Below are 25,432 nucleotides of genomic sequence, written 5' to 3' on the forward strand. Positions count from 1 at the left end.
AACGCGCGTCTACACGCCGAGACGCTTCAGCTCTCGCATTGGAGAAATTCCACAAACCGACTTAGATTTGGAAGAATGCTAACTATCAAAACTATTTTACGCCTGCGACAAAATGGCAGTGCGCATGATCATCATTGCGACGTCATTTGCGAACACGCGAGCTCCCGATTGTCTCAGCCCGGACACGCCGCGCCGGTCTTCGCCCAGGCTTCCACGAGAGCGCCCGCTTCAGCCTGCGTGCCCGGCGCTGGCGTACGTCCGTAACCCGGCGCCCAGGCCCAGCCGACCAGCGTGTCCTTGGCGATATGATCGATGAGATCCTCGACCTTGCGGCCGCCGTTGCGTGCGGGGTCTTTGATCTGCGCGCAGATTTCGGCAACAGTCTTGCCTTCCCATGCCATCTCGCGCGGCGCGAGATGCCATTCGTGATGACCGGGGATGCGGCCGGGTTCGAAATTGGCATCCTTGTGACAGGAGTTGCAGCGCATCGCCGCGGTGCCGTGGCCATCGGACCCACGCGTCACCGGCGGCTGATGCAAACGGCGCGCATCGCCCTGCCGCGGCATGTCGCCGGCGGGATGGCAGTTCACGCAGCGCGGATGCGTCAGCACCTTGCCGAGTTCGGTGAAGATCGCCGCCGAGCGTGCATTGATATCGGCGATGCCATTGAAACTCTCCGGGCTCGCCAGCCCTTTCGACGCGCCCTGCCCGGCGGCATAGGCCGTGAGCATGCTCATCCCGAGCGTCGCGGCGACAACCAGAGTCTTGACGCGCGTCTCGGCTCTCATCCGCGCGGCTCCTGAATAAGATAGCGCTTCGCGTCGCTGAGGATCACATCGAGCACGGCCTCATGATACTTGAAGTAGCCGGTGCAGCGACACAGATGCCCGTCAAGCGCCTCGGCGATCCTCTCTTCAAGGCCCGCGCGCGGCACAGGCGTCCTGGCCAGTTGCTCGAGCAGCACCTGCCCTTCATTGAGAAAACCGGCGGTACAGTAACCGCACTGGAACGCGAAATGCCTGATGAAGGCCTTCTGCAACGGCGACAGCTCGCCGTTCTTGGCGTGGCCCTCGACCGTGCGGATGGTCTTGCCGTGGAAGCTTGCCGCTGAGGTCACGCAGGTCGGATTGGTGTGGCAGGTGCCGTCGGGCTCGTCGACAATCACGACACAGCTCAGGCACTGCGCGGCGCCGCAGCCGAATTTGGTGCCGGTCATGCCCAGATATTCGCGCAGGAAGTCGTTCATGGAGAGATCGTCGCGCACCTCGGTGGGCGCATGGACCTGTCCGTTGATGGTGATGCCCAGTGTCGTCACGCGAGCGCTCCCTTGAGCATGGCCTGTGTCACCGGCAGCGCCGCGAAGCGGTGACCGATGGCGTCATGGATGGCGTTGAGCAATGCCGGTACGATGGGAATCATCACCACCTCGGCCATGCCCTTCGGCAATTCGTCCGGTGTCAGCGGCGGCATCAGCTCAATCTCGACGTCGCGCAGCGACAGGTCTGATCCCCTGGCCACCAGATATTGACCGAGATTCCATTGCCCGTTGCCGGGTCCGCCCTCAAACGGCGGCAGCGTTTCCAGCAGTGCGTAACCGACGCCCATGGCGAAGCCGCCTTGTGCCTGGCCAATCACGACCTCCGGCACCAGCGCCTGCCCGCATTCGAATGCGGTATAGGCTTTGGCGATGCGCAGCATGCCGGTCGCTTTCTCGATCTCGACCCGGACTGTTGCACCGCATGCCGCTGTATAGGCCGTGCCCATCCGGTTGTTATCGGTTGGCGGGAACAACACGCTGGCACGGTTGATGCGCGTGAATTTGCCGGCGCTACGACGCAGCGCGAGCCCGTCGATCTCGGCGCGATACTGCTCGCCGTTAATGGGGAAACGTGCGCGTGCCCACGACCAGCGCGAGAACCCGTGCGCCACGGCGCCGGTGACCAGATTGCGTGCATGGGCCGCGGCGGCGAGTTTGTCCAACGGCAGCGACGGCAGGCCCGCCATCGTGAGCTGTCCGCCCTTCCACTGCGCCTTGGCAAAGTCCTTGGCGCGTGGATCGCGCGGGCCGATATTCCATAGCGCCAGCGCCGCCGGCCACAGACCGAAGCGGAAGATCACCCGCGCAGCTTCCGCCGCGGCATGGGTACCGACATGGGCTCCGATGGAGGCTGACGTGGCCGAACTGATCGACGGCACCCAGCGCGGATCCTTCTCGGCCTTGTCCTGGGTCTTCTGGTCCATGGTGTAGCAATCGCCGGAGGTCACCAGCTCCAGCGCATCGAACACGCCGACCTGCGACACCGCCACCTCGTCAGCGATGCTGCCGAGATGCAATGCGACGCGATTGGCCAGCGCCGTGCCGATGCCGTTGCCCATCTCGACATGGTCGCAGAAAATCGCGATCCTGCCGTCGGGGCTGAGTTCAACGCGACCGTTAGAACTATCGCCGCCGGTGCCGTAGTCCTTGGTCACACAGGCGACGCCGGTGCCGACCAGTATGCCACTGGCCGCGCGCGCCTTCTCTGCAGCTCGTTGCTGCCAGATCGCGTGCTGCTCGAGCTTGTCGAGAACCTCTAAGCTCCGCACAGAGACGATATAGGGATTGCCGGTCATGGTGCGGCCATCCTGTTTCAGGGCATTGCGTCGCCGGAAGTCGATGGGATCGAGCTTCAGCGCAAGCGCCGCCTCGTCGATCAGAACTTCCAGCGCGGTCATGGTCTGCAGCGAACCATAGCCGCGCATCGAGCCCGCGGTCACGCCGCGGGTATGCTCTGCCACAGTCGTCACATCGACCTTCGGCACGTCATAGATACCAATCGCGGCCGTTGCGGCGCAGGTGGCGACATTGGCCGAGAAATTGGCGAGACCACCACCATCGAGCACGTGATCGGCGGCGAAGGCCATGATCTTGCCAGAGGCGCGATCGACAGACATGCGCGAGCGCATCTTGATGGCGTGGCGTTTGATGCCAGCCTGAAATTGCTGATACCGATCGTGCGCCAGCCGCACCGGACGGTCCGGGAAGAATATCGCCGCCAGCGTCACATAGAAAATGAATGGCGTATGGTCGCGCCCGCCGAAACCGCCCCCCACATAGGCGAATTGCGCGTTGATCGCACTCGGCTTGAACGGCGCCTTGGTTTCGCCAAGCAGAAACGCGATTGATTCCGCCGCTTCATACGGCGACTGCACGCCCAGCACCAGTTCGAGCGCCTTGTCTTTTGCGCTGTACCAGCCCAGCCCGCATTCCGGCTCCATAAACATCGGATCGACAGACTGCGTATCGAAGGTGCGGTCCAGCACCAGAGCCGAAGACTCGCTGGCGGCGATCTCGGCACGGATCTGGTCGCCATAGACCGCAGCCTTCTCGTAACCGGCCTCGTTCTTGTGCGCGGTCGAGGACCATACCGGCAGCGCGGACGCCTGGGTACGGCCGGGCGTGACCCAGCCGGCAAGGACCGGCGAGTAGACATCGGGCGCATCGGGCGTGGCGCCGGCAACGCGGGTGAAACGATACGCCGCATAATTCGGCATTACGATCGGGCCGGTCTCCTCGCCAAACTGCACGAAGGTGCCGTCGCGCAAGGCGATCCGCGCGCGGTCATAGGTATCGAACTGCTCAAAGATCAGCAGCGCAACGGGCTGGCCCATATAGAGCGGCGTCTTGCCGACGGGACAGAACAGATCGCCTTCATAGTAGGCGGGAACGCGGACGTTGATCCTGGCGAGATCCGCCGCGGTGACGATCACCGTAGGCTTCAGCGCCCCGCTCAGCCGCGCGAGGTCCATGCCAAGATAGACATGGGTGGCATCGGGCGCGCGCACCAAAATCGCATGCGAGGTCTTGGCCGGCCAGCCCGGCAGGTCATTCGCCCGGAAATCCGACGCATAGAGTTTCGAGCCGGTGACCTTGGCGACGCCATCGACACGACCGGCACCGCCGATAGCGGGATTCAACTTGTCCCGCCCCGGCAGTGTCTCGCGTGCCGGGAACGCCACCGGCTCCGCCGCAGCCAGATGCGACAGGCTGAGCGAAATACCGCCCGCCGATACCCATTTCATGAACTCGCGACGCGAAGTCCGCATGCTTCCACCCCTGATCGACAGCCGTCCGCCGCTGCGCCGATTACTTGAGATCGGCGATGGTGGCCGGCCCGGGTCCAGTCGTGATCAGCGTCGGCCACTGGTTCGAGCCGAACGGCACCACGGGCGGCAGGAAGGGCGTCATGCCGCGCTTGGCGCTCTCGGCGATGATGGCAGCGCGGGCGTCGCCCCCCATCAATTCATAATCCATCAGATGATAGTTGCCGAAGAACAGCGAGCCCACCGAGCGATCGGCGATGATGCGCGTCAGCGACTCCAGCATGTCGGCTTGCGTGGTGGTGAACGACACGGTCTCGATCAGCAGCAGACGATCGTTGATGGCCTCCGGCGGGAAGAACTGCGCCAGCACGCTGAACAGCACGTTGTTCTGCCGTGCCACGTAAATCGTGTTGCTCGCGGCATAGGCCTTGTCCCAATCGGGACCCAGCATCTTCTTCCAGTCGCCCAGCACGGTCATCCAGTGATTGACCTGGGTCTGCGCGGCCCAAGTCACGTTCTTCGCAAGGAACGGCGCCTGCTTCTTGCCAAATGTCTCCAGCACATCGAAGGGGATGACGCCCTTGGCGATGCAATCGTCCATGAAAGCCAGGTTGTTCTGCAGGATGGTACGGTTGTTGTCGCGCCAGTCGGCCTGCATCGGCGTGAGATCGAGGCCATCCAGCGCCGACTGCATGCGGCTGCGATAGGCCTTCATCGAACCGAGCCAGGATTTGTTGTCGGGATTGTTGACGTAGGGGCCGACCACCTCGGCCAGTGCCATGGTGCTGTGGCCGACCGACTTCAGCAGCTGATAGACGATGGGCACCGAGGGCGCATCGAGCGGCGGTTTGCCGGGCTGGTACAGCGTGAATTTGCCGCCGGCGCCGGAGAACAGGCCGAGGATCACGGGATGCTTGGCGAGGATATTGGCGCGGAAGACTTTGGCTGCGTCGCCGTAGAGCTCGAACATGCCGGTGTTGAGCGCGAGCATGTCCTTGGTGGCGGTCTCGGCAGGTGTTGTCGCGGTCAACCCGGAAATCGGCGCCATATAGGATGGCAGGGTCTGGGCATGGGCTGCGCCGACGCCCCCCAACAGGACAGCTGCAAGAGCGACAGCGTGGCGATACGTCATATCCGGACTCCTCCGAGTCATCTTGGCGATTGCTACTGTCACGACTAACGCAGCACATCTTAAAAATCTGCCTTTCCATTCAGCAGAAATGGTCGCGACATAGTTGATGAAAGCAAACCCGCCGTGACGGGCGGAATGCTCTCGAATGCAACTGAACTGAATAAGAAAAACGCTACGAATCACGCAAAGCGCTGGTGGTTCAAAGTTACACGCAATTTCGTGACACAGGAATTGGTTCGCGATCCGGAATGCGCAGCGCGTAGCGGTTTTTCGTTCGCCTGTAGCGGAGGCTGGACGCTCGAAACAGGCGGGGTTATTTTCACGACACGTAGGTAAGCACCACTAATAGAGCTGTATGGCTCCGGGCGTCGAAGGGGGAGCGCATGGCAAAAAAGACGCCCAGCAAATCGACGGAGATCAACGAGGCAGGTTCTCCCTCTCAGCTCATCGATTCGAAGATCACGGAGCTCGGTGACTGGCGCGGCGAGATGCTCGCTCGCGTCCGAAAGGTCATCAAGCAGGCTGTCCCGGACGTGGTCGAGGAATGGAAGTGGCGCGGCGTTCCGGTCTGGGAATACGCGGGGATCATCTGCACCGGCGAGACCTATAAGGCGGTCGTGAAGATGACCTTCGCGAAAGGCGCATCGCTCGATGATCCGTCAGGCCTGTTCAACTCCAGCCTCGACGGCAACACCCGGCGGGCTATCGATATTCACGAGGGCGACAAGCTCGACGAAAAAGCGCTGAAGGCGCTTATCCGCGCCGCGGTGGCGCTGAACACCTCCACAAAGAAGAAGCCAAAGAAAGCGTGAGCGTCGTTATTTAGCGACTGGCCACGACAGGTCGTAAGACATCACGTAGACGACGATCGTAGCCAGGCACAGAACCACGCCAATCCAGAACAGTGGCGAATGATGGATGGGGCGGCGGCGCGCGGCGTCGTCTCTCTGTTCGTGCTTCATTCCATCCCCCATTTTCGGCGCAAGCGCCCAGACCGTCCGAATTGTCGCGCGACGTTCTGACACACAGATCGCGCCCGCTGAAGCACGCATTGTCGCACCATTCGCAGGAAAGGTACGCATGCACGGCGCTATTCGACGCAACGATGATGGTTTATCCGCGCTGCTCCAGCCAGCACGGATGACCGATGTCGTGGATATTGGCGCCAATCCCATCGATGGCGATCCGCCCTATAAGCCGATGCTGCAAAGCGGACTTTGCCGCGTTACCGGTTTCGATCCGCATCCGCAGGCATTGGCCCAACTGCAGACACGCAAGGGCGCGTTTGAGACCTATCTTCCTTATGCCGTCGGCGATGGCGGCAGCCATACGCTGAACATCTGCCGCGGCATCGGCTTTGCCAGCCTGCTGCAGCCTGAGCCGAAAACACTCACGCACTTTCCGAATTTTACCGAACTCGGACGTGTCGTCGACAGGCTTCCGCTCGATACACGGCGGCTCGACGATATCGCCGAAATCGAGCACATCGATCTCTTGAAGATCGACATTCAGGGTGGCGAACTGTCGGTGTTCAGGAACGGTCGCAGTAAACTGGCAAAGGCCGTCGCCATTCAGACCGAAGTCTCCTTCGTGCCGCTCTATGAGAAGCAGCCGGTGTTCGGCGACATCGATCTCGAACTGCGCAGCCTCGGCTTCATTCCGCACATGTTCGCGGCCATCAACAAGAAGATGATCGCGCCGATGATGGGCCCCAACCCTGCTGCTGCCATTAATCAACTCGTCGAGGCCGATATCGTCTATGTCCGGGATTTCATCCAGGCCGAGGCGATGGATAGCGAGCAGCTCAAGCACCTCGCACTGATCGCGCATCATTGCTACGGCTCGTTCGATCTGGCGCTGAACTGTGTGCATCATCTCGCCAGCCGCGGTGCCGTCGCGCCCGATGCCAAGAACCGCTATGTCGCCCTGCTCCAGGCCAATCGCCCCAAAGTAGCTGGCGGCAGACTTTAAACTTCTCCGGTTCCGACGTAACATGGTGTCCGGCGCAGGGGACGCGCCGACGCTTGCATCAGATTCCAGCCAGGACACGGGGCAGACAATGCTTTCTCGGCGCCGACTTTTGCTGACTGCGGGAATGGCGGTCGCCTGCCCTGCAGTCCTGCGCGCCGAACCGCTGAAGATGCGCCTCGCCCATAGCCTGCCGACCACCCATCCCGTCCACCCGGCCATGCAGCACTTTGCCGATCTGGCGCGCGAGCGTTCGCAGGGCGAACTCGACATCGCGCTGTTTGCGGACGGGCAGCTCGGTCAGGAAGTCGACCTGCTGTCGCAGGTACAGGCCGGCAAACTGGATTTCCTGAAAGTCAGCGCCAGCGTGCTTGAGCGCTTCCATCCCGCCTATAAGGTTCTCAACCTGCCTTTTACTTTCCGCGATCGCTCCCATTGGCTGAAAGTGACGAGCAACGAGATCGGCAGCGACGTTCTGGGCTCGACCACATCGAAGGGCCTCACCGGCTTGACCTTCTACGATGCCGGCGCGCGCAGCTTCTATGGCCGAAAACCGATCCTGCATCCCGACGATCTCAAGGGCATGAAGATCCGCATCCAGCCGTCCGAGACGATGGTCAAGCTCATGCAGCTGTTCGGCGCCGAAGGCATCGAGCTGTCATGGAGCAATGTCTATGTCGCGCTGAAGTCGGGATTGGTCGATGGTGCAGAGAACAGCGTGGTGGCGCTGATCGTCGGCAAACATGCCGAAGTCGCAACGCACTACTCGTTCGACGAACACACCATGATCCCGGATGTACTGCTGGTTGGCGCCGGCCGGCTCAACAGCATGACGGCGAAACAGCGGGAGATCATCCGCGAAGCCGCCGCCCTGTCCTATCATCACATGAACAAGCTGTGGACCGCATTCGAGGCGCAAACGCGCCTGCAGGTCGAGGCGATGGGCGTGACATTCGTCAAGCCGGACAAGGCCCCCTTCATCGCGAAGGCAGCGCCCCTCGCCGACATCTATGCCGGCGAGGAAGCGTCACGGACGTTGCTGCGCAGGATCGCGCAGGCATAGGTCGTTTGATCGGGCTTATTTGACGCCGAGCAGTTCGACGTCGAAGATCAACGTCGCATTTGGCGGGATCACGCCGCCAGCACCACGCGCGCCATAGCCGAGATCCGGCGGAATGATCAGCGTGCGCTTGCCGCCGACCTTCATGGTGGCGACGCCTTCGTCCCAGCCCTTGATGACACGGGACATGCCAATCGGGAACTCGAATGGCTCGTTGCGATCGACTGACGAGTCGAATTTCTTGCCCTTGACGCCGTTCTCATAGAGCCAGCCAGTGTAATGCATCACGCAGGTCTGTCCCTTGGCCGGCGTTGCGCCGGTGCCAACGGTGGTGTCTTCGATCTGGAGGCCTGAAGCTGTGGTCATGGTTTTTCCTGCGGCTGGCGCCATTTTCTGCGGCGCTTGTTTTTGAGGCACTTGCGCCATGGCGGAAGAAAGGGAGACGTCGGACACGGCCACGATCATGGCCGCACTGAGCGCGACGGCCGTGGCTCTAACGGCACGCTGGGAGTTTCGCATCATGTCTCCTGGATGGTTGGGTCTGCGAGCGGCGCAGTCATGCCCCCTCATCGCACCACAACGCAAGTCCTGGCAATGCCGAATCCCGATGCCGCAATCTATGGAAATCGCTCAATGAGGATGCTTGAATCGGCCCTCAGTCAGGCTTCGAGCTGCGTCGGGCCAGCTGACCCTTGTAATTTTCAAGCAACCGGGTCGCCAACTCTGTCGCCTCATCGCTTGCCTGGATTGAGCGACTATCCGACATCGGCTCTGCGAGCGAGGCCGGATGTTTGAAGCTGAACGAGCGGATGACGCGATCGATGGCTGCTTGCATGGATAACTCCCGATGGCGACAGGAACTCCGCGTTTCGCGGAAAGTTCCTGATCAGTCAGCCGGAGGGCACCGCAGGTTCAAGGCAGCAGCACGGCCACTGCAAAGCCGCAACATGGCCATTTTGGCTACAAATGTTGCTAAGCGCCTGCTTCTGCTGCGAATTGCAGCCCTTTGAAAGTCAATCGCTTGGGGTCGCGAACGCCCGCCAGATACAGGCCGCGAATGAAGTGGGTCACCATGTCGCGATCACAGCCGGTCAGAATGACCACGGCATCGACGGCTGTCTTCTGGGCATCCATGTCGGTCCTCGCGCCGCGCAGGCGGCCTGCTCCGCGCGCTCCAAATCGCCGGATGACCAAAACATGCCCGATTCCCGGGATTTGCGGATATACGCGGATCACCCCGGCGCAAGCTCCGCCCCAGCCTCGCGCAGGCCTCCTTGCCGGCAAATCATGCGTAAGATTGCCGTAAATCGCAGATAGTTGATGCGTTGCCGCGCTGTCGGCTGTAAACCGCAGCGGAGTTTCGGCCATCGCTTGGGTGTTTGCCCGGCTGCCGCACCCGACAATGACCCACCCCAAACCAAAGAAAGCGACAAGGCCTCGTTCATGTCATTTAAGGAACCCAGCTTCGCGGATCGCCAGAAGGCTGCGATCGAAGCCAAGAAGAACATTCTGAACAAATTCAAGGCAGCACCGGGGCCCGATGATCCTGCCGTGAAGGCGCGCGCCGCCGAGCGCGAAGCCGCCGCCGTCGCACGCGCGGAGGCCAAGGCCATCCGCGACGCTGAGAAGGCCGTCCAGAAGGCCCGCGAAGCCGAGGAAGCCGCCGCTGCTCTAGTCCAGGCTGCGCGCGAGAAGGAAGAAGCCGCGCTTGCCCAGGCCGCGCTGGAAGCCCAGCAGAAAGCTGCCCGCGACGCCCGCTACGCCGCCCGCAAGAAGCGTAAATAAGCACGAGATCAGCGTGCCATCATCCGATGGCACGCTGCCTGAATTGATTGTCCGAGGTCAGTTCGTTTTGCCGAATTGCGGCTCGTCGGGTTTGACGAAATTGTTGCCGCTCGGGCCATAGCCGGTGATCTGGATCACGGCCCCCTCTTCCCGTGTCCCGTCCCAATGCACCGCACCGGCGGGATGCACCATGTAGCCGCCGGTCTTCATCGGGATCGATTTCTCGGGCACGAAGGCTTCGCCCGTGCCGGTGTACCAGGTGCCCGACAGCACCACGACGTGACGATCTTCCGGATGCTTGTGCGGCTTGCTCATGATGCCGGGCGGCCACTTGATCCGCAGCACATAGATGCCCTGCTTTGAGGGATCTCCGTAAAGTGTCGCGACTTCGACGCCAACACCGAACGGGTTCTTCCAGACTTCCTCGCCCTGATTGATACGCACGAAGCCCATCTCATCGGTGGCGCTCCATGTCGTCACGCTTGGAAACAGTGTTGCTGCGATCAGACAAGTCGCCGCAACGACGACGTGTCGTTCTTTTTTCATCATGGCCTCCCAGGCATTTTCTTGTGCGCGGAGGCTATGCCGAGTTTTCAGGTCCAGCAACGAGCAGCGCAACATGACAAGCCCGTCGCGCGGACGGGCCCGTCACAGCGATGCGTGTGAAGACGTTACTTCTTCATCATTCCGTCCTCCTTCTTCATCATGCCGTCTTTCTTCATGCCATCGTCCTTCTTCATACCGTCGTGGGACATGGCATCCTTCTTCATTCCATCGCCCTTCGACATGGTGTCCTTCTTCATGCCGTCATCCTTGCTCATCTTGTCCTGAGCAAAGGCGGCAGGTGCCAGCGCGAGGCTGAGCGAAACGATAGCGGTCGACACACCGAGCGCGAACCTGGTGGAGATGGTCATGATGTTTTTCCTCGGATCCATTTCTGAAGCGCGACGTCTGTCGCTATGAACCAGACGTACGGAGGTCGCGGTTTGTTACGTCGCATCAAAAAAGTCTTGATGATGCATCCGATAGCCATTGCGTGCGACGCAACATCACTTGCCCGCCGGGTCGGATTGTATAAACGAAGGGACGCGCGGTGACGGAGCAACAGGACGCGGGCGCATTTTGTCCCGCCCGGCACCAGACGAACACTTTCAGGAGTTACGCATGCTGACTCGCCGCCACATCCTTGGATCGGCCCTCGCCGTGCCTGCGATCCTTCGTTGCGGTATCGGTACGGCGCAGGCAGCGACTACACTGAAGATCTCGCACCAGTTTCCCAGCGGCACCATCGACAACGGCGACTTCCGCGACCGTCTGGTCCGGACTTTCGCCGCCGCCATTGCCAAGCAGAGTGGCGGCGACCTCGTTGCCGAGGTTTATCCGGATTCGTCGCTGATCAAGGCAGATGCGCAATTTTCCGCCATGCGCAAAGGGACTCTCGATCTCAGCCTTTATCCCTTGCCTTATGCCGGCAATGAATTGCCGGAAGCGAATATCGGCCTAATGCCCGGTCTGGTCTCGACCTACGATCAGGGCCTGCGCTGGAAAAACCTGCCGATCGGCAAGGCACTGAGCGACATTCTCGCCGACAAGGGCATCATGCTGCTGACCTGGGTCTGGCAGGCCGGCGGTGTGGCTAGCCGCTCACGCCCGCTCGTTGTGCCTGAGGACGCCAAGGGGCTCACGGTACGCGGCGGTTCGCGCGAGATGAACATGATGCTGCAGACTGCCGGCGCACGCGTGCTCTCAATGCCGTCTAACGAAATTTACGCAGCAATGAAGAGCGGCGCCTGTGATGCCGGCATCACGTCATCGACCAGCCTCATCTCATTCAAGCTGAGCGAAGTCGCCAAGCATCTGACCTCCGGCGCGGGTGCGTCCTACTGGTTCATGCTTGAGCCACTGCTAATGTCCAAGGCTGTGTTCGACAAGTTGCCAAAAGCACACCAGGATATTCTGGTCTCGGTCGGCGCCGAGATGGAAGCCTTCGGCAAGGCGGGCGCGCAGCAGGACGATGTCGAAGTGTCCAGGGTCTATGAGAAGGCCGGTGCCAAGGTCAGCGCGCTCGACGCTGCGACCGTCGGCAAGTGGCGTGATATCGCGCGCGATACGGCGTGGAAGGACTACGTCGCCAAGACGCCACTCACCGCGAACCTCCTCAAGCTCGCAATGGACGTCCCGGCCTGACGTATCCTGTCGTCCACCGGGTGGCTCTCAGCGCGTCTTCGCGTTGAGTGCCGAAGCGACACGGCTGACCGGCGGGCGGCCGATCAGAGCACTGATGGCGTTGGTCGCAGCGAGCAGCTTGTTCATATCGACGCCTGTGGCAATCCCCATGCCTTCCAGCATGTAGACCACATCTTCGGTGCCGACATTGCCGGTCGCACCGGGCGCATAGGGGCAGCCGCCGAGACCGCCGGCAGCGCTGTCGACAACGCGACAGCCTTCTTCCATCCCGGCATAGAGATTGGCCAGCGCCTGACCATAAGTGTCATGGAAGTGCATCGCGAGCTTCGGCATGGGAACCGAGCCAGCAACGGCACGCAGCATCTGCCGCGCCTTCGACGGCGTCCCGACACCGATCGTGTCGCCAAGCGAGACTTCGTAGCAGCCGAGATCAAACAGCGTCTTTGAGACATCGACGACCGCCTGCGGCGCGACGTCGCCATCATAGGGACAACCGAGAACGCAGGATACGTAACCGCGCACGCGGATTCCGTCAGCCCTGGCGCGCTCGATCACCGGCTTGAAGCGCTCGATGGATTCGGCGACCGAGCAATTGATGTTCGCACGCGAAAAGCCTTCCGAGGCCGAGGCGAACACCGCGATGACTTTCGCGCCGACCGCCTTCGCGCCCTCATAGCCCTTCTCGTTCGGCACCAGCACATGGAATTCACCGGGCAAATCGCGCAGGCCGAGAAATACCTGATCCGAACCCATCATTTTGGGGATCGCCTTGGGCGACACGAACGAGCCGACCTCAACCGTATGCAGGCCAGCCCCGACCAACGCCTTCACGAAGGCAATGCGGTCTTCGACCGACACCGGCGTCTTTTCATTCTGCAAACCGTCGCGCGGACCGACCTCGACGATACGAACCAGATCACTCATGCCAATTTCAATCTCACGTGTCTTTCAGAGGATCAGGCGCTCGGCTCGACTTCCGCAAGCTCGACGCCTTCTCCAACGATATCGCCAACCTTGCACTTGATGCGCTTGAGCACGCCGGCGAACGGCGCGCGCAGGGTCTGCTCCATCTTCATGACTTCCAAGGTCAGGATAGCAGCGCCCTTCTCAAGGGTCGCGCCCTCCTCGGCCAGCAGCGCCACCACGGTGCCGGGCAACGGCGCAACGATCTTGTCCTCGCCGACTTGCTCTTCATCGTCGCCGCCGAACGGATCGACCCAATGCATGTCGAAACGGCCGTGACGCGTACGCAGGTAGAGTTCGTGGCCCTCGATCACCGAAACAATGTGCGAGCGCGCTCCGTCCAGCGTCAGATCGAAATGCCCGTCATCGGCCGCAGCCGTCTCAAACCCCAGTTCGCGAGTGCCGATCGAAATCGTTGCAGGACCGCTGCCGTAATTCAACGTCACGCGCTGCTCGTCCGAACCATGCTTGAATTTGAACACCCGCTGGCGACGCCCAACCGGCATCCAACCAGCCGTCTGCCAGGGCGAGGTACCGGCGGCCCGTGCTGCCTGCGCTTCGTTCGAGACGATGGCGGCGACAGCCGCGCATAGTTCGAGATCGCCAGGCGCCGCCGAGTCCGGCGTCAACACTTTTAATTCACGCTCGATGAAACCGGTGTCGACGGTGTTGGCACGCACGTCCGGATGGGTGACCAGCGCCGATAGGAACGGCGTATTGGTGACGATGCCGCGAATATCGGTCTCTTCCAGCCCACGGTTGAGCCGGTTGATCGCTGCATCGCGCGTCGGCGCCCAGGCGATCACCTTGGCGAGCATGGCGTCGTAGTTCGGCGACACCGCGTCACTCTCGCGATAGCCGGCATCGATGCGCAAGCCGTTCGTCTCAGCGGGCGTCCGCCAAGTGCGAATCCTGCCAACCGAGGGCATGAAATTCTTGTGCGGATTCTCGGCGTAAACCCGCGCCTCGATGGCGTGGCCGTTGAGCTTGATCTCGCTTTGCGTCAGCGGCAGCTTTTCGCCAAACGCCACGCGGAGCTGCCATTCGACCAGATCAACGCCGGTGATCAGTTCGGTGACCGGATGCTCGACCTGCAAGCGCGTGTTCATCTCGATGAAGAACACGTCCTTGCCGTCAGAGACGAATTCGATGGTGCCGGCGCCGACATAATTCACCGCACTAGCCGCCTTGCGGGCGGCCGCGCAAACCGCCTCACGCTGCGCGCCGTTCAACGTCGGCGAAGGCGCCTCTTCGATCACCTTCTGATGCCGGCGCTGCAGCGTGCATTCGCGCTCGAACAGCGAGACAAGATTGCCGTGGCTGTCACCGACGATCTGCACTTCGATGTGGCGGGGATTGTCGACATATTTTTCGATCAGCATGCGGTCGTCGCCGAACGCTGCCTTCGCTTCGCGCTTGGCGCTGACAATGGCCGGAGCCAGTTCGGCCGCCGAACGAACCACGCGCATGCCACGCCCGCCGCCGCCCGCTGAGGCCTTCACCAGAACCGGGAAGCCGATTTTGTCAGCGGCTTTGGCCAGTGTCGCGTCGTCTTGCGCTTCGCCATGGAAGCCAGGCACCAGCGGCACGCCAGCCTTCTCCATCAGCGCCTTGGAGCCCGACTTCGAGCCCATCGCAGTGATCATCTCCGCAGTAGGTCCAACGAAGATCAGGCCGGCATCGGCACAAGCCTGCGCGAACTCGGCGCTCTCCGAGAGAAAGCCGTAGCCGGGATGGATCGCCTCGGCGCCGGTCTTCTTTGCAGCTTCGAGAATGCGCTCGATATTGAGATAGCTGTCGCGCGCACGCGCCGGGCCGATCAACACGGCCTCGTCGGCGTCCGCGACATGCAGCGCATTGGCATCTGCCTCGGAATAGACCGCGACGGTGCGCAAGCCCATGGCGCGCGCCGTGCGGATGACGCGGCAGGCTATCTCGCCGCGATTGGCGATCAGGAGCGTGCGAAAGCGGCGATATAAAGCTTTTGAAATTTCGGCTTTGGCCATCATCACATCCTGAACAGGCCGAAGCGCGTCGGCTCGATCGGCGCATTGGCCGACGCTGACAAACCAAGTCCGAGCACCAGGCGCGTATCTGCGGGATCAATCACGCCATCATCCCAGAGGCGCGCCGTCGCGTAATACGGGCTGCCCTGGGTCTCGAACTGGTCGCGTGTCGGCTTGCGAAACGCTTCCTCCTCTTCGGTCGACCAGGTGCCGCCCTTGGCTTCGATATTGTCGCGGCGCAGCTGACTCAGCACCATCGCTGCCTGCTCACCGCCCATCACCGAGATACGGGCATTGGGCCACATCCACAGAAAGCGCGGGCTGTAGGCACGGCCGCACATGCCGTAATTGCCGGCGCCGTAGGAGCCGCCGACCACCACAGTGAATTTCGGGACGTTGGCCGTGGCGACAGCTGTCACCAGCTTGGCGCCATCGCGCGCAATGCCGCCGGCTTCGTATTTCTTGCCGACCATGAAGCCGGTGATGTTCTGCAGGAAAACCAGCGGGATGTTGCGCTGGCAGCAGAGCTCAATGAAATGCGCGCCCTTCAGCGAGCTCTCGCTGAACAGGATGCCGTTGTTGGCGATGATGCCGACCGGGAAGCCCCAGATATGCGCAAAGCCGCAGATCAGCGTCGTGCCGTAGAGCTTCTTGAACTCGTCGAATTCGGAGCCGTCGACGATACGCGCGATGATGTCGTGCATGTCGAACGGTTTGCGCGCGTCGGCAGGAATGACACCGTAGAGTTCTTCAGCCGCGTATACGGGATCGCGGGGCGCCTGCATGTTCAGTGTGGCCCGCTGTGGTGGCTTCAGCGTCGCGACGATTTTTCGCGCGATGCCGATGGCGTGGCCATCGTTCTGCGCATAGTGATCGGTGACACCCGACTGCCGCGAATGCACATCGGCACCGCCAAGTTCTTCGGCGGTGACAACCTCGCCGGTTGCGGCCTTCACCAGCGGCGGACCGCCGAGGAAGATCGTGCCCTGATTGCGCACGATGATGCTCTCGTCGGACATCGCCGGCATATAGGCGCCGCCGGCGGTGCAAGAGCCCATCACGACAGCAATCTGCGGAATGCCCTGCGCCGACATCTGCGCCTGATTGTAGAAGATGCGGCCGAAATGGCGCTCATCCGGAAAGATGTCGTCCTGCTGCGGCAGGAACGCACCGCCGGAGTCCACCATGTAGATACACGGCAGATTGTTCTGCCGCGCGATGTCCTGCGCGCGCAGATGCTTCTTCACCGTCATCGGATAGTAAGTGCCGCCCTTGATGGTCGCATCATTGGCGACGATCATGCACTCCCTGCCCGACACGCGGCCAACGCCAGTGATGACGCTGGCGGAATGGACATCGCCGCCATAGAGGCCGTTGGCGGCCAGCGGCGAGAGTTCGAGGAAGGCCGTGCCGGGATCGATCAGCAGATCGACGCGCTCGCGGGCCAGCATCTTGCCGCGCGCGGTGTGCTTGGCGCGGGACGCCTTGCCGCCGCCGCCGGCGACAGCACCGAGCTTGTCCTTGAGCTCGGCGACCTGCGCCTTCATCACATCGACATTGCGTTTGAACTCGGCCGAGGTGGGATCGATCGTGGAGCGAAGCGACATCGGCTTCCGTTTCCTGCAGGGTCTGTTTCTTGTTTGCACGGCGGCCCGGCAACGGGCCTGCCATGATGGTGTCATCCCGTCGTAGCGGGACGCAACCCTAACTTTCGGTGCTGGTCAGGGTGAGATTTGGGGCGTTACGGAGGCTGATTTGCCCGCAAACCGATCGTCAGTGCGACCATGGCTCCGAGCGGCGGAACGCAAAATTGTCGGCATAGGCGATGGTCCGGGGCGCACGCACCTTGGGCTCGATCACCTGATAGGCAATGCCTTCGCGTTCGCAGTAGGCGACCGCCTCTTCCTTACTGTCGAAATGGATGGACAGCTGCTGCTTCATGTCACCGGACGACGTCCAGCCCATCAGGGGCTCGATCACCCGCGCCTGCTCCGGCTCATAATCGAGCTGCCAGTCCTTGGTCTTGGCGAGGCCGGCCTGCATGGCGTTCTTGGGGGCTTTGAAGATACGTGCGGTCATGGAATGCGATAGCCTTTTAAGGATGGGCCTTCGTCTCGGGATTAGCGTCTCGGGATCGGCCTTGGTCAGCTGCGACACTGCGACAAATTGGTGAAAACGGCGGGGCTGGTATATCCAATTGTCACGAATTTGATCCGTGATTCCGTCGTTTGGCGGCTTCGTTATTGTGTATATTCGTTCCACGGCGTCGTGACAATCGGGGCACGAAGCGGTCTATCTGATCTCGCAATTCGGCATCACGAAGGGCTCCTGAAGCGGCACCCATGGATATTCACGCCATCCTTCCCCCCAAAGGCCGCGACCTGCGGCTGGACCTGTTCCGCGGCATCGCCAACTGGGCGATCTACCTCGATCACATCCCCGACAATGTGGTGAACTGGGTCACCACCCGGAACTATGGCTTCTCCGACGCGGCCGACCTGTTCGTGTTCATCTCCGGCTACACGGCGTCCTTCGTCTACGCCAAGATGATGCTGGAGCGGGGCTTCATCGTCGGCGCTACGCGCCTCACCAAGCGGGTCTGGCAGCTCTATGTCGCCCACGTTATCCTGTTCGTGATCTACATCGCCGCCATCGGCTATGTGGCGCAGCGCTATAACGACCCCGACATCATCAACGAGTTCAACGTTGCCGGTCTGGTCGACAATCCGATCCAGACACTGACGCAAGGTCTGCTGCTCAAGTTCAAGCCGCTCAACCTCGACGTGCTGCCACTCTATATCGTGCTGATGGGCCTGTTCCCGCCGGTGCTGTGGATGATGCTGCGCAAGCCGGATCTGACAATGCTGGCGTCGCTGGCGCTGTATTTCGCGGCACGCCAGTTCGGCTGGAATCTGCCCGCCTATCCCTACGGCGTCTGGTACTTCAACCCGTTCACCTGGCAATTACTGTTTGTGTTCGGCGCCTGGTTCGCGCTCGGCGGCGCGCTCGAGTCACGCTCGGTGATCCGCTCCAAGGTGCTGCTGTATTTCGGCATCGCCTATCTCTTGTTCTCGCTTGTCATGACCATGGCCGGTCGCTTCCCGGACACCGGCCACATGATCATGCCGGACTGGTTGTTCGACGCGTTCAATCCAAACGACAAGACCAACCTCGCGCCCTATCGCGTGCTGCATTTCGTGATCATCGCCTTCTTCGTCACCCGCTTCGTGCCGAAGGAATGGAAGGGCCTGGAGTGGCCGGTGTTTCAGCCGCTCATCAAATGCGGCCAGCAGTCGCTCGCCGTATTCTGCGTCGGCGTGTTCCTGTCCTTCGTCGGCCACTTCCAGCTGATGATGTCGTCGGGCTCGCTGCTGGCGCAAATCTTCGTCAGCGCCGCCGGCATCGGCATCATGACCTGCGTGGCCTATTACATCTCCTGGTCGAAAAAGCAGGACAAGCCGTTGCCGAAGCCGGCTACTCCCGCAGCGTCAGAACAGCAGGCATCGCCGTCGAAAGCCGCAGAATAGACCCGTTGTCGAACATGGTGCGGGACAGGCGAGAAATCGCCGGCAGATGCCTTGCTGCCCCCGGCCTAAGCGTGTATCGACACCGCATCGTCGGGGTATAGCGCAGCCTGGTAGCGCGGCGGTTTTGGGTACCGCAGGTCCTAGGTTCGAATCCTAGTGCCCCGACCATCCCCCATTAATTCAAAGACTTAGCGTTTCTTGAACAGCGGATGGACCACTTGGTCTCCCGGCGCGATTCCATATTTTTTGGCGGTGCCGGCGACCACTTCGAGAACAGCCCGTGCCGGGCCTCCCGATGAAATGATCTTCAGGGATTGCGGCTCGGTATTCTCCGCGATCCGGAGCACCCGGCCGTCGCCGGTAATGAAGACCATGTCGAGCGAAACAAAGGTGTTCTTCATCCACATGGAGACCTGCTGCTCCGGCGTGAAGTCGAACAGCATGCCGCGGCCATCCGCGAGCTCCTTGCGGTACATCAGACCGGTCGCCCGCTCCTCGTCGGTCTTGGCGATTTCGACGGAGAACATCCGCACACCTGACTTGGTGACGATTTCGAGCGGCTGGAATTCGGCGGCTGCGGCTGGCTTGTAAGGGCCGACAAGGGCCAGGGCGGCGATCACCGCCAGCATCGAGAGGCGGCAGCGGGCGGCGAAGCGGAACAGACTCATGAAGGGCAATCCACGCAAAGAGCCCGGTCAGAACGCCGGGCGGCGCGACCCTAGCCTGACGACGCGTACCAGCGCCAGACGGTCGTGATGCACAGCCGCGTGATGGCCCTCAGACGGTAAGGCTGGCAGGAAACCCGCAAGAAACTTGGAAAACCGTAGACGGCTTAGTGCGACGAAAGACCCGGCGTACCGCCTTCGGGCTGGATCTCGGCAGCCATCATGCCCTTGGAGCCGGGCCCGAAGCGCACCAGCACATACTGGCCGGGACGCAGCTCGGTCATGCCGAAGCGGCGCAGGGTTTCCATGTGGACGAAGATATCCGGCGTGCCTTCGCCGCAGCTGAGGAAGCCGAAGCCACGCAGCCGGTTGAACCACTTCACCTGCGCCCGCTCGAGGCCACTGGTAGGCGTCACGCTGACATGCGTGCGCGGCGGCAACATCTGCGCGGGATGGATGGCAGTCGACTCGTCCATCGAGACAACGCGGAAAGCCTGATAGCCCTTGGACCGCTGGGTGCATTCAACGACCACACGGGCACCTTCATAGGCCGTCTGGTAGCCGTCGCGGCGAAGCACGGTCACATGCAGGAGCACGTCGGCTGCGCCATTGTCAGGAATGATGAAGCCATAACCCTTGGAAGCATCGAACCACTTGATAACACCGCTGATCTCGACGAGATCGACGGCGTTGCCTTCGCCGACGCCCGCAAAGGGGTCGAGTGCGTCGCGGCTTGCGTTGCCTGAAAGCTCATTCCCTGGTCGCGGACCACCCGCTCCGGGAATCAGTCCCCCCAACCGCTTGGACTCAAATGCGTCCGACCCCATGGCCCCGGATCCCACTATCATTTGCGCTGTCAGCCCTGTCAGCGCCATCTCACATGCCCCATCGAAGCTAATTCACGATGGCGCGGTGCGAATCTTTCGATTCGAAGATAACACTGTCGCCTGATCAGCAAAGACAAAAAACGAACACAGTGACAGCTATGAACAGCTTGCGCTCAAACGAATCAGATGCGCATCAATTTCCGACGAATGGTCCGAGCGTTTCGCCGATATCATGGCGAATGACAAGGTCAGCGTGATCGTCCTGCTCGGTCGCCTCATTGTTGATGATGACAAGGCGTGCACCGGCATGTTTCGCCATCATCGGGAATCCCGCTGCGGGCCACACGACGAGCGACGATCCAATCGCAATGAACAGATCGCAGTGCTGCGATAGCTCAGCTGCGCGACGCATCTCATCTTCAGGCATCGCCTGACCGAATGAGATCGTCGCAGCCTTCACGGGCTCGCCGCATACCGTGCAGTCTGGCGCCTGTCTTTCGGAATCGAATCTGCTCTTCACCCAATCGAGCTCATAGCGCCTCGCGCAACCGATGCAGCGCGCATAGGTCGTATTGCCGTGCAGCTCGATCACAGCATCAGCCTTGAAGCCGGACGCTTGATGCAAGTTGTCGATGTTTTGGGTGATCACAGCGGGAATCTTGCCGGCCTTGTAGAGCGAGGCGAGTGCGCGATGCCCGCGACCAGGCTTGGCCGCAGCGAATGTCTCTTCCATCGCAAAGCGCCGGCGCCAGGCTTCATCTCGTGCGTCCTGGCTGGCGACGAATTCGTCGAACGGAATTGGCTGGTTGCGGGTCCACAAGCCACCAGGCGAACGAAAGTCGGGAATGCCCGTTTCAGTCGAAATCCCCGCGCCGGTGAACGGCACGATGGTTCTCGCCTCGGCGATCATCTCGCCAAGACGATCCACGCCAGTGCGAAGGTCGGTTGCAATCATTGGAAGGTCCGAGAGGAAGTGATCCGACGACAATGCCGCAGACCGGGATCCGGTGCCATGCCGGGATCAACGCATGTTTTGCTTCGTCGCCACGTTTCCAGGATCTATTTCGCTTTGGCGCGTCCGTTCCTGGCGGGCTTGTCGATCAAAAAGTCTTCCCGCTTGCGGCCGGCTGCGATCTCCTTCGCGAGCCACCCCGCAACACCGCCGCGCCCGGTCCAGGTCTCTCCGGTCCTGGGATGGCGATACTTCGGCGGAACCTTGATGCCTTTGACGCGGCTGGTTCTGCCGTCGACATTTCTGATCTGTGCGAGTTGCGCCTGCAATTCGGCGCGGTGGGCTTGCAACTGCTCGTCGATATCCTCCCGCAATGCGAGGAGTTCGGGAACCGAAAGAGATTTGATATCAAGGGTCGGCATAAATAAGCTCCGATCAAATACGTCCGCACTCCTTCCCCAAGGCGCGCAAAATACGCGCCAGCGTGCGTCAATTAAATGAAATGCGGACGGTGTCAAAACACCACATCAAAATCAAATATCGGGGCGAAGCTGAAATGAACTCCGCCCTTAAGTAATCAAATACCGATTTGCGAAATCTTTATGCAGCTCGCGAGACATCGGCGGAGAGCTCGCTCTTCGGCAGATCGTCCTTCTTCGGCTTTGCCACCGGCGTTGCCTGAGACTTCTTCACGGACTTGCCGTACTGCGCGAGCTTATCGAGCTCGGCTTCGAGCTCAGCCTGACGCGCAGCAACTTTTTCCGCCAGCTTGTCGGATGCATGATCGCGCAGTGCCGCAAGTTCCTCGATGCTCAGTGAGTCCAGATCGATCTTGGCCATGGAAATCTCCGTTTGTTCCGAACTAGCGGCAACATCCATGCGCCGCAAGCGCGGCAGCGCGATCATCCACCGAAGACATCATGATGGATGCAATTCAATTGACGTCGAGCTCACGCTTCGCAGAGAATGGGTGCGGGATTGGGGAAACGCGTCATGGCATCCTGGAAAGAAGAGCGTGACCGGCTGGTCGCGCAGACGCTCGCATTCGTACAGGAAGTCGCCGCCGCGCATCCGGTCGCGGCCCAGCGACTGAACATCTGGCAACCGCCGAGCCACGCGCCATCGCACGCGTCCGTTTCAACGCAAACCGTCACCTCGCCTGCCATCATGAAGGCAGATCGCTTGACGGCCCCTACATTGATTGTACATGCGGCGAACGCGGCAATTGAAACCTCGGAGCGTAGTTCGCAGAACATTCCTGTTGCAGTTCCAACCAACGTGCCATCTCCTGCCCGGAGAGATCCGCTTTATTCGGGCCCATCTGAGCGGGCCGAGATCCTCAAGCGCGTTGCTTCGTTCAAGGCTCGCCAGGCCCAGATGATCCACGAGCGCGACGTCTACTACGAAGCCATGCAGACGCGTATCCGAACAACGCTGCGGAACGATTCCGGGCGCGACCGGTTGTAAAGCCGGAGCAGCTTCCCCGATGCTCCGTTTTCAGAAAGCCCCGTCCTCCCCCGGCGGGGCTTTCGCCTTGCGGGCTTCGGCTTGCTGGAGCTTCAACTCGAGGGGACGTCCGTTGGTCCTGGCTATTTGCCGAGGTGTCGCCGTACGGCGGCAACCGACGAGCCGACCTTTTCGATTGCAGCGTTCAGTTCGGTCGGCGAGACACTCAGCCGATAGGCCCAATAGTCGCGCTGGGTGGCGTCACTGGAATCGATCACCGGCGCCGGCCGGACGCCGCGTTCGGACGCCAGGACGACGGCCACTGGGACGAGACTGATCATGCCGGCAGGGTAACACGTCGCCCGCACAGCCCAAGCGAGTGCATACTCCAACGTTAACAGGCGATTGATGCGATCTTGGAAAGTCGTCCAGCCAAAGCAAGCCTTGCCGCGAGCGGCTACTGAACCATCGAGCCCAGCGAGGCCTGGATCTCGTTGAGCGGGATGCACAGCTTCTTACGGCGCAGGCCGCGAATGGCGCCGGTGACCTTCAAGATCTTGCCGGCCGCACATGACCCGTCCTGGACCAGCGCGCTCTCATAAGGCGCCAGGATGAGCGGTTCAGCTGTCCGAATGGACTGAGCGGCGGAAGGTGTGGCCAACGCCACCAGAGAAATTCCGAAAGTCCCCAAAACCCAAAAACGCATGGTCGTCCCCAACACAGCAAATACGCACCGGTCCAAGGGTAATCTTCACGCCCTTCAATTTTTGCAGTCAGCTCTGCCCGAGCCGTTACCGCAATTATTGCCCCGGACCACCGCGAAACACAAAGCAATTTTCGCGCCGATTTCCGGTCTCAGCATAGGGTCAGAGCGTGACCTGCTCGTGACCGCACTCCTTGCAGGTGAAAGACACCCGCGCGACGCCCTTTGGCGCCGAGACCTTGTTCGCCGCGCCGCACTTGCCGCAGGTCGTCATAATCCGTGTGTCGCCCTGCTTCACCACCAGCGCCTTGCGCTCCATGGTCTCGCGGATCAGACGCTCGGCCTCTTCGCGCATTGCCTGCTTGCTCATGCAGCTCTCCTGACAGACGCCGAAGCAAAACGCCCCGAGCGAGCGGCCTTATAGCCGATGACGATGACACTCTCCATCGCGATCAAAATCGGGACCCCGGATCGCACCATTCCCCTGCAGAATTTCCGTGCATTCCAATCTGCCGCAGCGAGATCCCGATGGACAGAATGGCTGACCTGAACTAGAACAAATAGAGAACTTCATTCGCCAATGTTTTATCGGGACGTCACAGGAATCGCCGGGTTGGCGGGGCATACGCGGCTGGAAAACAGGGAGACTGACATGGATTTGCAGGCACGTATCGACCTTTGGAAAAGCATCGATCCGGATCCGGAATTCTGCCGCAAGGCAGAACGAGAAATGCTGCTGTTGAGTTGTCAGGACGAAGACTGGGTCAACGCGCGGATGCGGGATTTCGAACAGGCGCTTGCGTTGGAGAGTGCTGAATAACGGAACCCTTTGGCGTCGGCGGCGTTACGTCTGCGCTGGAATATCCAACCTCGCTTCACAGCGGTGATGCGAGGTTTGGTTTTGCCGGTGATTCGGTGTGGGAGATCTCAGCTTGTGTGAGCGTCGCGCGCTGCAACTTATCCACCGGTCGCCTTGCAAAGATCGGATTGATGCCGCATTCGGCATCGATGCTCTCCTTAGGGAGCGAAACGAAGAGAAGAGAATGAACGAAGAAAGAATTTCAGCGGCACGCGCCGACATGGAACGCCGGGTGGCAGAATTTCGCGAGAAACAGGCGAAGTTCCAGCGCGAACGTGAAGACTATTACGAGACCACGATCGAAAAGGTACGGGCAACCGACTGGAACGAGTTCGTGACACCCCGTCAGGAGCGCCGTGTGCGGCACTAGCTACGATCTGCTCGCAGCAGCGACCAATAAAAAGCCCGCCATCTGGCGGGCTTTTTATTGAATGCGCGTCGCGCGCATGCAGCGCAATAGGCCCGAAGCAATGCTCCGGGCCGTGTTCGGCCCTACCAATAACCATAGCTGCGATAGTAACGCGGCCCACCATAGGCATAGGGGCCGGGACCATAGTAACCGCCATAGTAAGCCGGACGGTAATAGCGCGGTCGGTAATAGCCGTAGCCGGGACCGTAGCCATAATAGCGTGGACCATATCCGTATCCGTACGGTCCGTACGCACCATAGGCCCCCGCGGCCAGCGCACCTGCGGCAATACCAAAGCCGATTGCGGGACCCGGTCCCCAACCTCGACCCCATCCGCGCGCTTCAGCAGGCGCCGTCATGGCGGTCGTGCCGATGGCTGCGATAGTGGCTAGGATCAATGCTGCCTTTTTCATGTGATACCCTTTCTGTTCACCACCGGCCAAATAACGCCAAGCTTTTTTGTTGGTTTCAGGGCCTGTAAGATTTCACCGCTCGGGTTCCAGACCGGAGGTGCGTCATGATGCCCATTCGCTATCGCCGTGCGCAGCTCGCCCGCCAGCTTCAGGCCTTTCACGCGGCGCACCCCGAATTCATCAGAGAGCGGCTTCGCGCTTTCGATGAACACAACGGACGCGACAAGATGATTCCCGTGACGCATCGCAAAATGAAACCATCACCCTATACGCGTCGCTTCGCTACGCTCCCCCGCGACAAGGCGCCGATTAGCTCCGGGTGAAGCCTTAACGCGCCCCCATACCGCCTTCACGTTTCATTCACCATGAGGGGCCGGTTATCGGAACGGCTCGCAAAGCCGACGCTTTCCTCTCCATGAATGTACGCGGTGTCGCACGGACACGCGT

Annotated in this window: 32 protein-coding genes and 1 tRNA gene; 11 read left to right on the top strand and 22 right to left on the bottom strand. The window is 61.0% G+C overall.

What is annotated here, in order from left to right; genetic code table 11:
• Positions 1-173: 173 nt before the first annotated feature.
• Genes SFY93_RS18975 through SFY93_RS18990 form a run of 4 tightly spaced genes read right to left on the bottom strand, consistent with a single transcriptional unit; the run spans position 174 to position 5,215 of the window.
• Positions 174-788 carry an Isoquinoline 1-oxidoreductase subunit gene (locus SFY93_RS18975; protein ID WP_320444197.1) on the bottom strand — a complete coding sequence of 205 codons (615 nt, stop codon included), beginning with the start codon at positions 786-788 and terminating at the stop codon, positions 174-176.
• The gene (locus SFY93_RS18980) at positions 785-1,315 is read right to left on the bottom strand and encodes a (2Fe-2S)-binding protein (RefSeq protein WP_089264269.1); all 531 of its coding nucleotides are present in this window, start codon (positions 1,313-1,315) and stop codon (positions 785-787) included. Before SFY93_RS18980 ends, SFY93_RS18975 begins: the two co-directional genes overlap by 4 nt.
• Positions 1,312-4,086: a xanthine dehydrogenase family protein molybdopterin-binding subunit gene (locus SFY93_RS18985; protein ID WP_320444198.1), complete on the bottom strand. Its 2,775-nt coding sequence runs from the start codon at positions 4,084-4,086 to the stop codon at positions 1,312-1,314. Before SFY93_RS18985 ends, SFY93_RS18980 begins: the two co-directional genes overlap by 4 nt.
• Positions 4,087-4,126: 40 nt before the next feature.
• Positions 4,127-5,215 carry a hypothetical protein gene (locus SFY93_RS18990; RefSeq protein ID WP_320444199.1) on the bottom strand — a complete coding sequence of 363 codons (1,089 nt, stop codon included), beginning with the start codon at positions 5,213-5,215 and terminating at the stop codon, positions 4,127-4,129.
• A gap of 383 nt (positions 5,216-5,598) precedes the next feature.
• Here SFY93_RS18990 and SFY93_RS18995 point away from each other — a divergent pair, with 383 nt between their 5' ends.
• From SFY93_RS18995 to SFY93_RS19005, 3 genes are all read left to right on the top strand, one after another.
• Positions 5,599-6,027, top strand: coding sequence for a DUF1801 domain-containing protein (locus SFY93_RS18995; protein ID WP_320444200.1), 429 nt, complete (start codon positions 5,599-5,601; stop codon positions 6,025-6,027).
• Positions 6,028-6,355: 328 nt separating this feature from the next.
• On the top strand, positions 6,356-7,186 hold the full coding sequence (locus SFY93_RS19000; RefSeq protein WP_320444201.1) for an FkbM family methyltransferase: 831 nt from the start codon (positions 6,356-6,358) through the stop codon (positions 7,184-7,186).
• 124 nt (positions 7,187-7,310) lie between these two features.
• Positions 7,311-8,246 carry a TRAP transporter substrate-binding protein gene (locus SFY93_RS19005; protein WP_320444202.1) on the top strand — a complete coding sequence of 312 codons (936 nt, stop codon included), beginning with the start codon at positions 7,311-7,313 and terminating at the stop codon, positions 8,244-8,246.
• A gap of 15 nt (positions 8,247-8,261) precedes the next feature.
• Here SFY93_RS19005 and SFY93_RS19010 read toward each other — a convergent pair whose 3' ends face one another.
• From SFY93_RS19010 to SFY93_RS19020, 3 genes are all read right to left on the bottom strand, one after another.
• Positions 8,262-8,762 carry an FKBP-type peptidyl-prolyl cis-trans isomerase gene (locus SFY93_RS19010; RefSeq protein WP_320444203.1) on the bottom strand — a complete coding sequence of 167 codons (501 nt, stop codon included), beginning with the start codon at positions 8,760-8,762 and terminating at the stop codon, positions 8,262-8,264.
• A gap of 136 nt (positions 8,763-8,898) precedes the next feature.
• Positions 8,899-9,078: a hypothetical protein gene (locus SFY93_RS19015; RefSeq protein WP_089264262.1), complete on the bottom strand. Its 180-nt coding sequence runs from the start codon at positions 9,076-9,078 to the stop codon at positions 8,899-8,901.
• Positions 9,079-9,215: 137 nt separating this feature from the next.
• Positions 9,216-9,377 carry a hypothetical protein gene (locus SFY93_RS19020; RefSeq protein WP_170849668.1) on the bottom strand — a complete coding sequence of 54 codons (162 nt, stop codon included), beginning with the start codon at positions 9,375-9,377 and terminating at the stop codon, positions 9,216-9,218.
• Between the two features lie 309 nt (positions 9,378-9,686).
• On the opposite strand from SFY93_RS19020, the gene SFY93_RS19025 reads away from it, so the two are divergent.
• Positions 9,687-10,028: a DUF6481 family protein gene (locus SFY93_RS19025; RefSeq protein WP_093758522.1), complete on the top strand. Its 342-nt coding sequence runs from the start codon at positions 9,687-9,689 to the stop codon at positions 10,026-10,028.
• A 57-nt stretch (positions 10,029-10,085) separates the two neighbouring features.
• On the opposite strand, the gene SFY93_RS19030 is transcribed toward SFY93_RS19025, so the two are convergent.
• Positions 10,086-10,574, bottom strand: a complete 489-nt coding sequence (locus SFY93_RS19030; RefSeq protein WP_320444204.1) for a cupin domain-containing protein — start codon at positions 10,572-10,574, stop codon at positions 10,086-10,088.
• A 125-nt stretch (positions 10,575-10,699) separates the two neighbouring features.
• Positions 10,700-10,942, bottom strand: a complete 243-nt coding sequence (locus tag SFY93_RS19035) for a pentapeptide MXKDX repeat protein (protein ID WP_320444205.1) — start codon at positions 10,940-10,942, stop codon at positions 10,700-10,702.
• Between the two features lie 250 nt (positions 10,943-11,192).
• Between SFY93_RS19035 and dctP the strand changes: the two genes are divergently transcribed.
• On the top strand, positions 11,193-12,215 hold the full coding sequence (gene dctP, locus SFY93_RS19040; protein WP_320444206.1) for a TRAP transporter substrate-binding protein DctP: 1,023 nt from the start codon (positions 11,193-11,195) through the stop codon (positions 12,213-12,215).
• Positions 12,216-12,242: 27 nt separating this feature from the next.
• On the opposite strand, the gene SFY93_RS19045 is transcribed toward dctP, so the two are convergent.
• The 4 genes from SFY93_RS19045 to SFY93_RS19060 form a co-directional block, all read right to left on the bottom strand.
• Complete coding sequence (locus tag SFY93_RS19045; RefSeq protein ID WP_320444207.1) at positions 12,243-13,139, bottom strand: hydroxymethylglutaryl-CoA lyase; 897 nt, start codon at positions 13,137-13,139, stop codon at positions 12,243-12,245.
• 32 nt (positions 13,140-13,171) lie between these two features.
• Positions 13,172-15,184 (bottom strand): acetyl/propionyl/methylcrotonyl-CoA carboxylase subunit alpha, encoded by a 2,013-nt coding sequence (locus SFY93_RS19050; protein WP_320444208.1) that lies wholly within the window; start codon positions 15,182-15,184, stop codon positions 13,172-13,174.
• Positions 15,185-15,186: 2 nt separating this feature from the next.
• Positions 15,187-16,791, bottom strand: coding sequence for a carboxyl transferase domain-containing protein (locus SFY93_RS19055; protein ID WP_320444209.1), 1,605 nt, complete (start codon positions 16,789-16,791; stop codon positions 15,187-15,189).
• A 166-nt stretch (positions 16,792-16,957) separates the two neighbouring features.
• Positions 16,958-17,263, bottom strand: a complete 306-nt coding sequence (locus SFY93_RS19060) for an ETC complex I subunit (RefSeq protein WP_089264254.1) — start codon at positions 17,261-17,263, stop codon at positions 16,958-16,960.
• A 263-nt stretch (positions 17,264-17,526) separates the two neighbouring features.
• Here SFY93_RS19060 and SFY93_RS19065 point away from each other — a divergent pair, with 263 nt between their 5' ends.
• Positions 17,527-18,711 (top strand): OpgC domain-containing protein, encoded by a 1,185-nt coding sequence (locus tag SFY93_RS19065; protein WP_320444210.1) that lies wholly within the window; start codon positions 17,527-17,529, stop codon positions 18,709-18,711.
• A 91-nt stretch (positions 18,712-18,802) separates the two neighbouring features.
• Positions 18,803-18,879 (top strand) — tRNA-Pro (locus SFY93_RS19070).
• A 20-nt stretch (positions 18,880-18,899) separates the two neighbouring features.
• Here the strand turns inward: SFY93_RS19070 and SFY93_RS19075 are convergent.
• The 5 genes from SFY93_RS19075 to SFY93_RS19095 all read right to left on the bottom strand — a co-directional run bounded on the left by SFY93_RS19075 (position 18,900) and on the right by SFY93_RS19095 (position 21,995).
• Positions 18,900-19,379 (bottom strand): DUF192 domain-containing protein, encoded by a 480-nt coding sequence (locus SFY93_RS19075; protein WP_093758517.1) that lies wholly within the window; start codon positions 19,377-19,379, stop codon positions 18,900-18,902.
• 164 nt (positions 19,380-19,543) lie between these two features.
• Entirely contained in the window at positions 19,544-20,203 is a 660-nt protein-coding gene (locus SFY93_RS19080; protein ID WP_170849667.1) for a cold-shock protein, read from the bottom strand.
• Between the two features lie 193 nt (positions 20,204-20,396).
• Positions 20,397-21,158: an SIR2 family NAD-dependent protein deacylase gene (locus SFY93_RS19085; RefSeq protein WP_320444211.1), complete on the bottom strand. Its 762-nt coding sequence runs from the start codon at positions 21,156-21,158 to the stop codon at positions 20,397-20,399.
• Positions 21,159-21,262: 104 nt separating this feature from the next.
• Positions 21,263-21,577 (bottom strand): H-NS histone family protein, encoded by a 315-nt coding sequence (locus tag SFY93_RS19090; RefSeq protein WP_320444212.1) that lies wholly within the window; start codon positions 21,575-21,577, stop codon positions 21,263-21,265.
• Between the two features lie 178 nt (positions 21,578-21,755).
• Entirely contained in the window at positions 21,756-21,995 is a 240-nt protein-coding gene (locus SFY93_RS19095) for a hypothetical protein (protein ID WP_093758515.1), read from the bottom strand.
• A 153-nt stretch (positions 21,996-22,148) separates the two neighbouring features.
• Here SFY93_RS19095 and SFY93_RS19100 point away from each other — a divergent pair, with 153 nt between their 5' ends.
• Complete coding sequence (locus SFY93_RS19100; protein WP_320444213.1) at positions 22,149-22,622, top strand: hypothetical protein; 474 nt, start codon at positions 22,149-22,151, stop codon at positions 22,620-22,622.
• Positions 22,623-22,744: 122 nt separating this feature from the next.
• Here the strand turns inward: SFY93_RS19100 and SFY93_RS19105 are convergent, their stop codons facing one another.
• From SFY93_RS19105 to SFY93_RS19115, 3 genes are all read right to left on the bottom strand, one after another.
• Positions 22,745-22,942 carry a DUF3606 domain-containing protein gene (locus SFY93_RS19105; RefSeq protein ID WP_089264248.1) on the bottom strand — a complete coding sequence of 66 codons (198 nt, stop codon included), beginning with the start codon at positions 22,940-22,942 and terminating at the stop codon, positions 22,745-22,747.
• 116 nt (positions 22,943-23,058) lie between these two features.
• Entirely contained in the window at positions 23,059-23,307 is a 249-nt protein-coding gene (locus SFY93_RS19110; RefSeq protein WP_320444214.1) for a DUF6719 family protein, read from the bottom strand.
• Between the two features lie 160 nt (positions 23,308-23,467).
• Complete coding sequence (locus SFY93_RS19115; RefSeq protein ID WP_089264246.1) at positions 23,468-23,674, bottom strand: hypothetical protein; 207 nt, start codon at positions 23,672-23,674, stop codon at positions 23,468-23,470.
• Positions 23,675-23,956: 282 nt separating this feature from the next.
• Between SFY93_RS19115 and SFY93_RS19120 the strand changes: the two genes are divergently transcribed.
• Positions 23,957-24,124: a hypothetical protein gene (locus SFY93_RS19120; RefSeq protein ID WP_158550333.1), complete on the top strand. Its 168-nt coding sequence runs from the start codon at positions 23,957-23,959 to the stop codon at positions 24,122-24,124.
• Between the two features lie 223 nt (positions 24,125-24,347).
• Complete coding sequence (locus SFY93_RS19125; protein WP_139069921.1) at positions 24,348-24,533, top strand: hypothetical protein; 186 nt, start codon at positions 24,348-24,350, stop codon at positions 24,531-24,533.
• Positions 24,534-24,655: 122 nt separating this feature from the next.
• Here SFY93_RS19125 and SFY93_RS19130 read toward each other — a convergent pair whose 3' ends face one another.
• Positions 24,656-24,985: a hypothetical protein gene (locus SFY93_RS19130; protein ID WP_320444215.1), complete on the bottom strand. Its 330-nt coding sequence runs from the start codon at positions 24,983-24,985 to the stop codon at positions 24,656-24,658.
• Between the two features lie 104 nt (positions 24,986-25,089).
• Between SFY93_RS19130 and SFY93_RS19135 the strand changes: the two genes are divergently transcribed.
• The gene (locus SFY93_RS19135) at positions 25,090-25,308 is read left to right on the top strand and encodes a hypothetical protein (protein WP_089264242.1); all 219 of its coding nucleotides are present in this window, start codon (positions 25,090-25,092) and stop codon (positions 25,306-25,308) included.
• Positions 25,309-25,432: the final 124 nt, after the last annotated feature.

It is taken from the genome of Tardiphaga sp. 42S5 (genome assembly GCF_034044155.1).
GTDB lineage: Bacteria > Pseudomonadota > Alphaproteobacteria > Rhizobiales > Xanthobacteraceae > Tardiphaga > Tardiphaga robiniae.

Bases quoted from the DNA above. Each gene is read 5' to 3' on its own strand.
- SFY93_RS18975 (WP_320444197.1), bottom strand. From the start codon at position 788: ATGAGAGCCGAGACGCGCGTCAAGACTCTGGTTGTCGCCGCGACGCTC.
- SFY93_RS18985 (WP_320444198.1), bottom strand. From the start codon at position 4,086: ATGCGGACTTCGCGTCGCGAGTTCATGAAATGGGTATCGGCGGGCGGT.
- SFY93_RS18990 (WP_320444199.1), bottom strand. From the start codon at position 5,215: ATGACGTATCGCCACGCTGTCGCTCTTGCAGCTGTCCTGTTGGGGGGC.
- SFY93_RS18995 (WP_320444200.1), top strand. From the start codon at position 5,599: ATGGCAAAAAAGACGCCCAGCAAATCGACGGAGATCAACGAGGCAGGT.
- SFY93_RS19000 (WP_320444201.1), top strand. From the start codon at position 6,356: ATGACCGATGTCGTGGATATTGGCGCCAATCCCATCGATGGCGATCCG.
- SFY93_RS19005 (WP_320444202.1), top strand. From the start codon at position 7,311: ATGGCGGTCGCCTGCCCTGCAGTCCTGCGCGCCGAACCGCTGAAGATG.
- SFY93_RS19010 (WP_320444203.1), bottom strand. From the start codon at position 8,762: ATGCGAAACTCCCAGCGTGCCGTTAGAGCCACGGCCGTCGCGCTCAGT.
- SFY93_RS19015 (WP_089264262.1), bottom strand. From the start codon at position 9,078: ATGCAAGCAGCCATCGATCGCGTCATCCGCTCGTTCAGCTTCAAACAT.
- SFY93_RS19020 (WP_170849668.1), bottom strand. From the start codon at position 9,377: ATGGATGCCCAGAAGACAGCCGTCGATGCCGTGGTCATTCTGACCGGC.
- SFY93_RS19025 (WP_093758522.1), top strand. From the start codon at position 9,687: ATGTCATTTAAGGAACCCAGCTTCGCGGATCGCCAGAAGGCTGCGATC.
- SFY93_RS19030 (WP_320444204.1), bottom strand. From the start codon at position 10,574: ATGAAAAAAGAACGACACGTCGTCGTTGCGGCGACTTGTCTGATCGCA.
- SFY93_RS19035 (WP_320444205.1), bottom strand. From the start codon at position 10,942: ATGACCATCTCCACCAGGTTCGCGCTCGGTGTGTCGACCGCTATCGTT.
- dctP (WP_320444206.1), top strand. From the start codon at position 11,193: ATGCTGACTCGCCGCCACATCCTTGGATCGGCCCTCGCCGTGCCTGCG.
- SFY93_RS19045 (WP_320444207.1), bottom strand. From the start codon at position 13,139: ATGAGTGATCTGGTTCGTATCGTCGAGGTCGGTCCGCGCGACGGTTTG.
- SFY93_RS19050 (WP_320444208.1), bottom strand. From the start codon at position 15,184: ATGGCCAAAGCCGAAATTTCAAAAGCTTTATATCGCCGCTTTCGCACG.
- SFY93_RS19055 (WP_320444209.1), bottom strand. From the start codon at position 16,791: ATGTCGCTTCGCTCCACGATCGATCCCACCTCGGCCGAGTTCAAACGC.
- SFY93_RS19060 (WP_089264254.1), bottom strand. From the start codon at position 17,263: ATGACCGCACGTATCTTCAAAGCCCCCAAGAACGCCATGCAGGCCGGC.
- SFY93_RS19065 (WP_320444210.1), top strand. From the start codon at position 17,527: ATGGATATTCACGCCATCCTTCCCCCCAAAGGCCGCGACCTGCGGCTG.
- SFY93_RS19075 (WP_093758517.1), bottom strand. From the start codon at position 19,379: ATGAGTCTGTTCCGCTTCGCCGCCCGCTGCCGCCTCTCGATGCTGGCG.
- SFY93_RS19080 (WP_170849667.1), bottom strand. From the start codon at position 20,203: ATGGGGTCGGACGCATTTGAGTCCAAGCGGTTGGGGGGACTGATTCCC.
- SFY93_RS19085 (WP_320444211.1), bottom strand. From the start codon at position 21,158: ATGATTGCAACCGACCTTCGCACTGGCGTGGATCGTCTTGGCGAGATG.
- SFY93_RS19090 (WP_320444212.1), bottom strand. From the start codon at position 21,577: ATGCCGACCCTTGATATCAAATCTCTTTCGGTTCCCGAACTCCTCGCA.
- SFY93_RS19095 (WP_093758515.1), bottom strand. From the start codon at position 21,995: ATGGCCAAGATCGATCTGGACTCACTGAGCATCGAGGAACTTGCGGCA.
- SFY93_RS19100 (WP_320444213.1), top strand. From the start codon at position 22,149: ATGGCATCCTGGAAAGAAGAGCGTGACCGGCTGGTCGCGCAGACGCTC.
- SFY93_RS19105 (WP_089264248.1), bottom strand. From the start codon at position 22,942: ATGATCAGTCTCGTCCCAGTGGCCGTCGTCCTGGCGTCCGAACGCGGC.
- SFY93_RS19110 (WP_320444214.1), bottom strand. From the start codon at position 23,307: ATGCGTTTTTGGGTTTTGGGGACTTTCGGAATTTCTCTGGTGGCGTTG.
- SFY93_RS19115 (WP_089264246.1), bottom strand. From the start codon at position 23,674: ATGAGCAAGCAGGCAATGCGCGAAGAGGCCGAGCGTCTGATCCGCGAG.
- SFY93_RS19120 (WP_158550333.1), top strand. From the start codon at position 23,957: ATGGATTTGCAGGCACGTATCGACCTTTGGAAAAGCATCGATCCGGAT.
- SFY93_RS19125 (WP_139069921.1), top strand. From the start codon at position 24,348: ATGAACGAAGAAAGAATTTCAGCGGCACGCGCCGACATGGAACGCCGG.
- SFY93_RS19130 (WP_320444215.1), bottom strand. From the start codon at position 24,985: ATGAAAAAGGCAGCATTGATCCTAGCCACTATCGCAGCCATCGGCACG.
- SFY93_RS19135 (WP_089264242.1), top strand. From the start codon at position 25,090: ATGATGCCCATTCGCTATCGCCGTGCGCAGCTCGCCCGCCAGCTTCAG.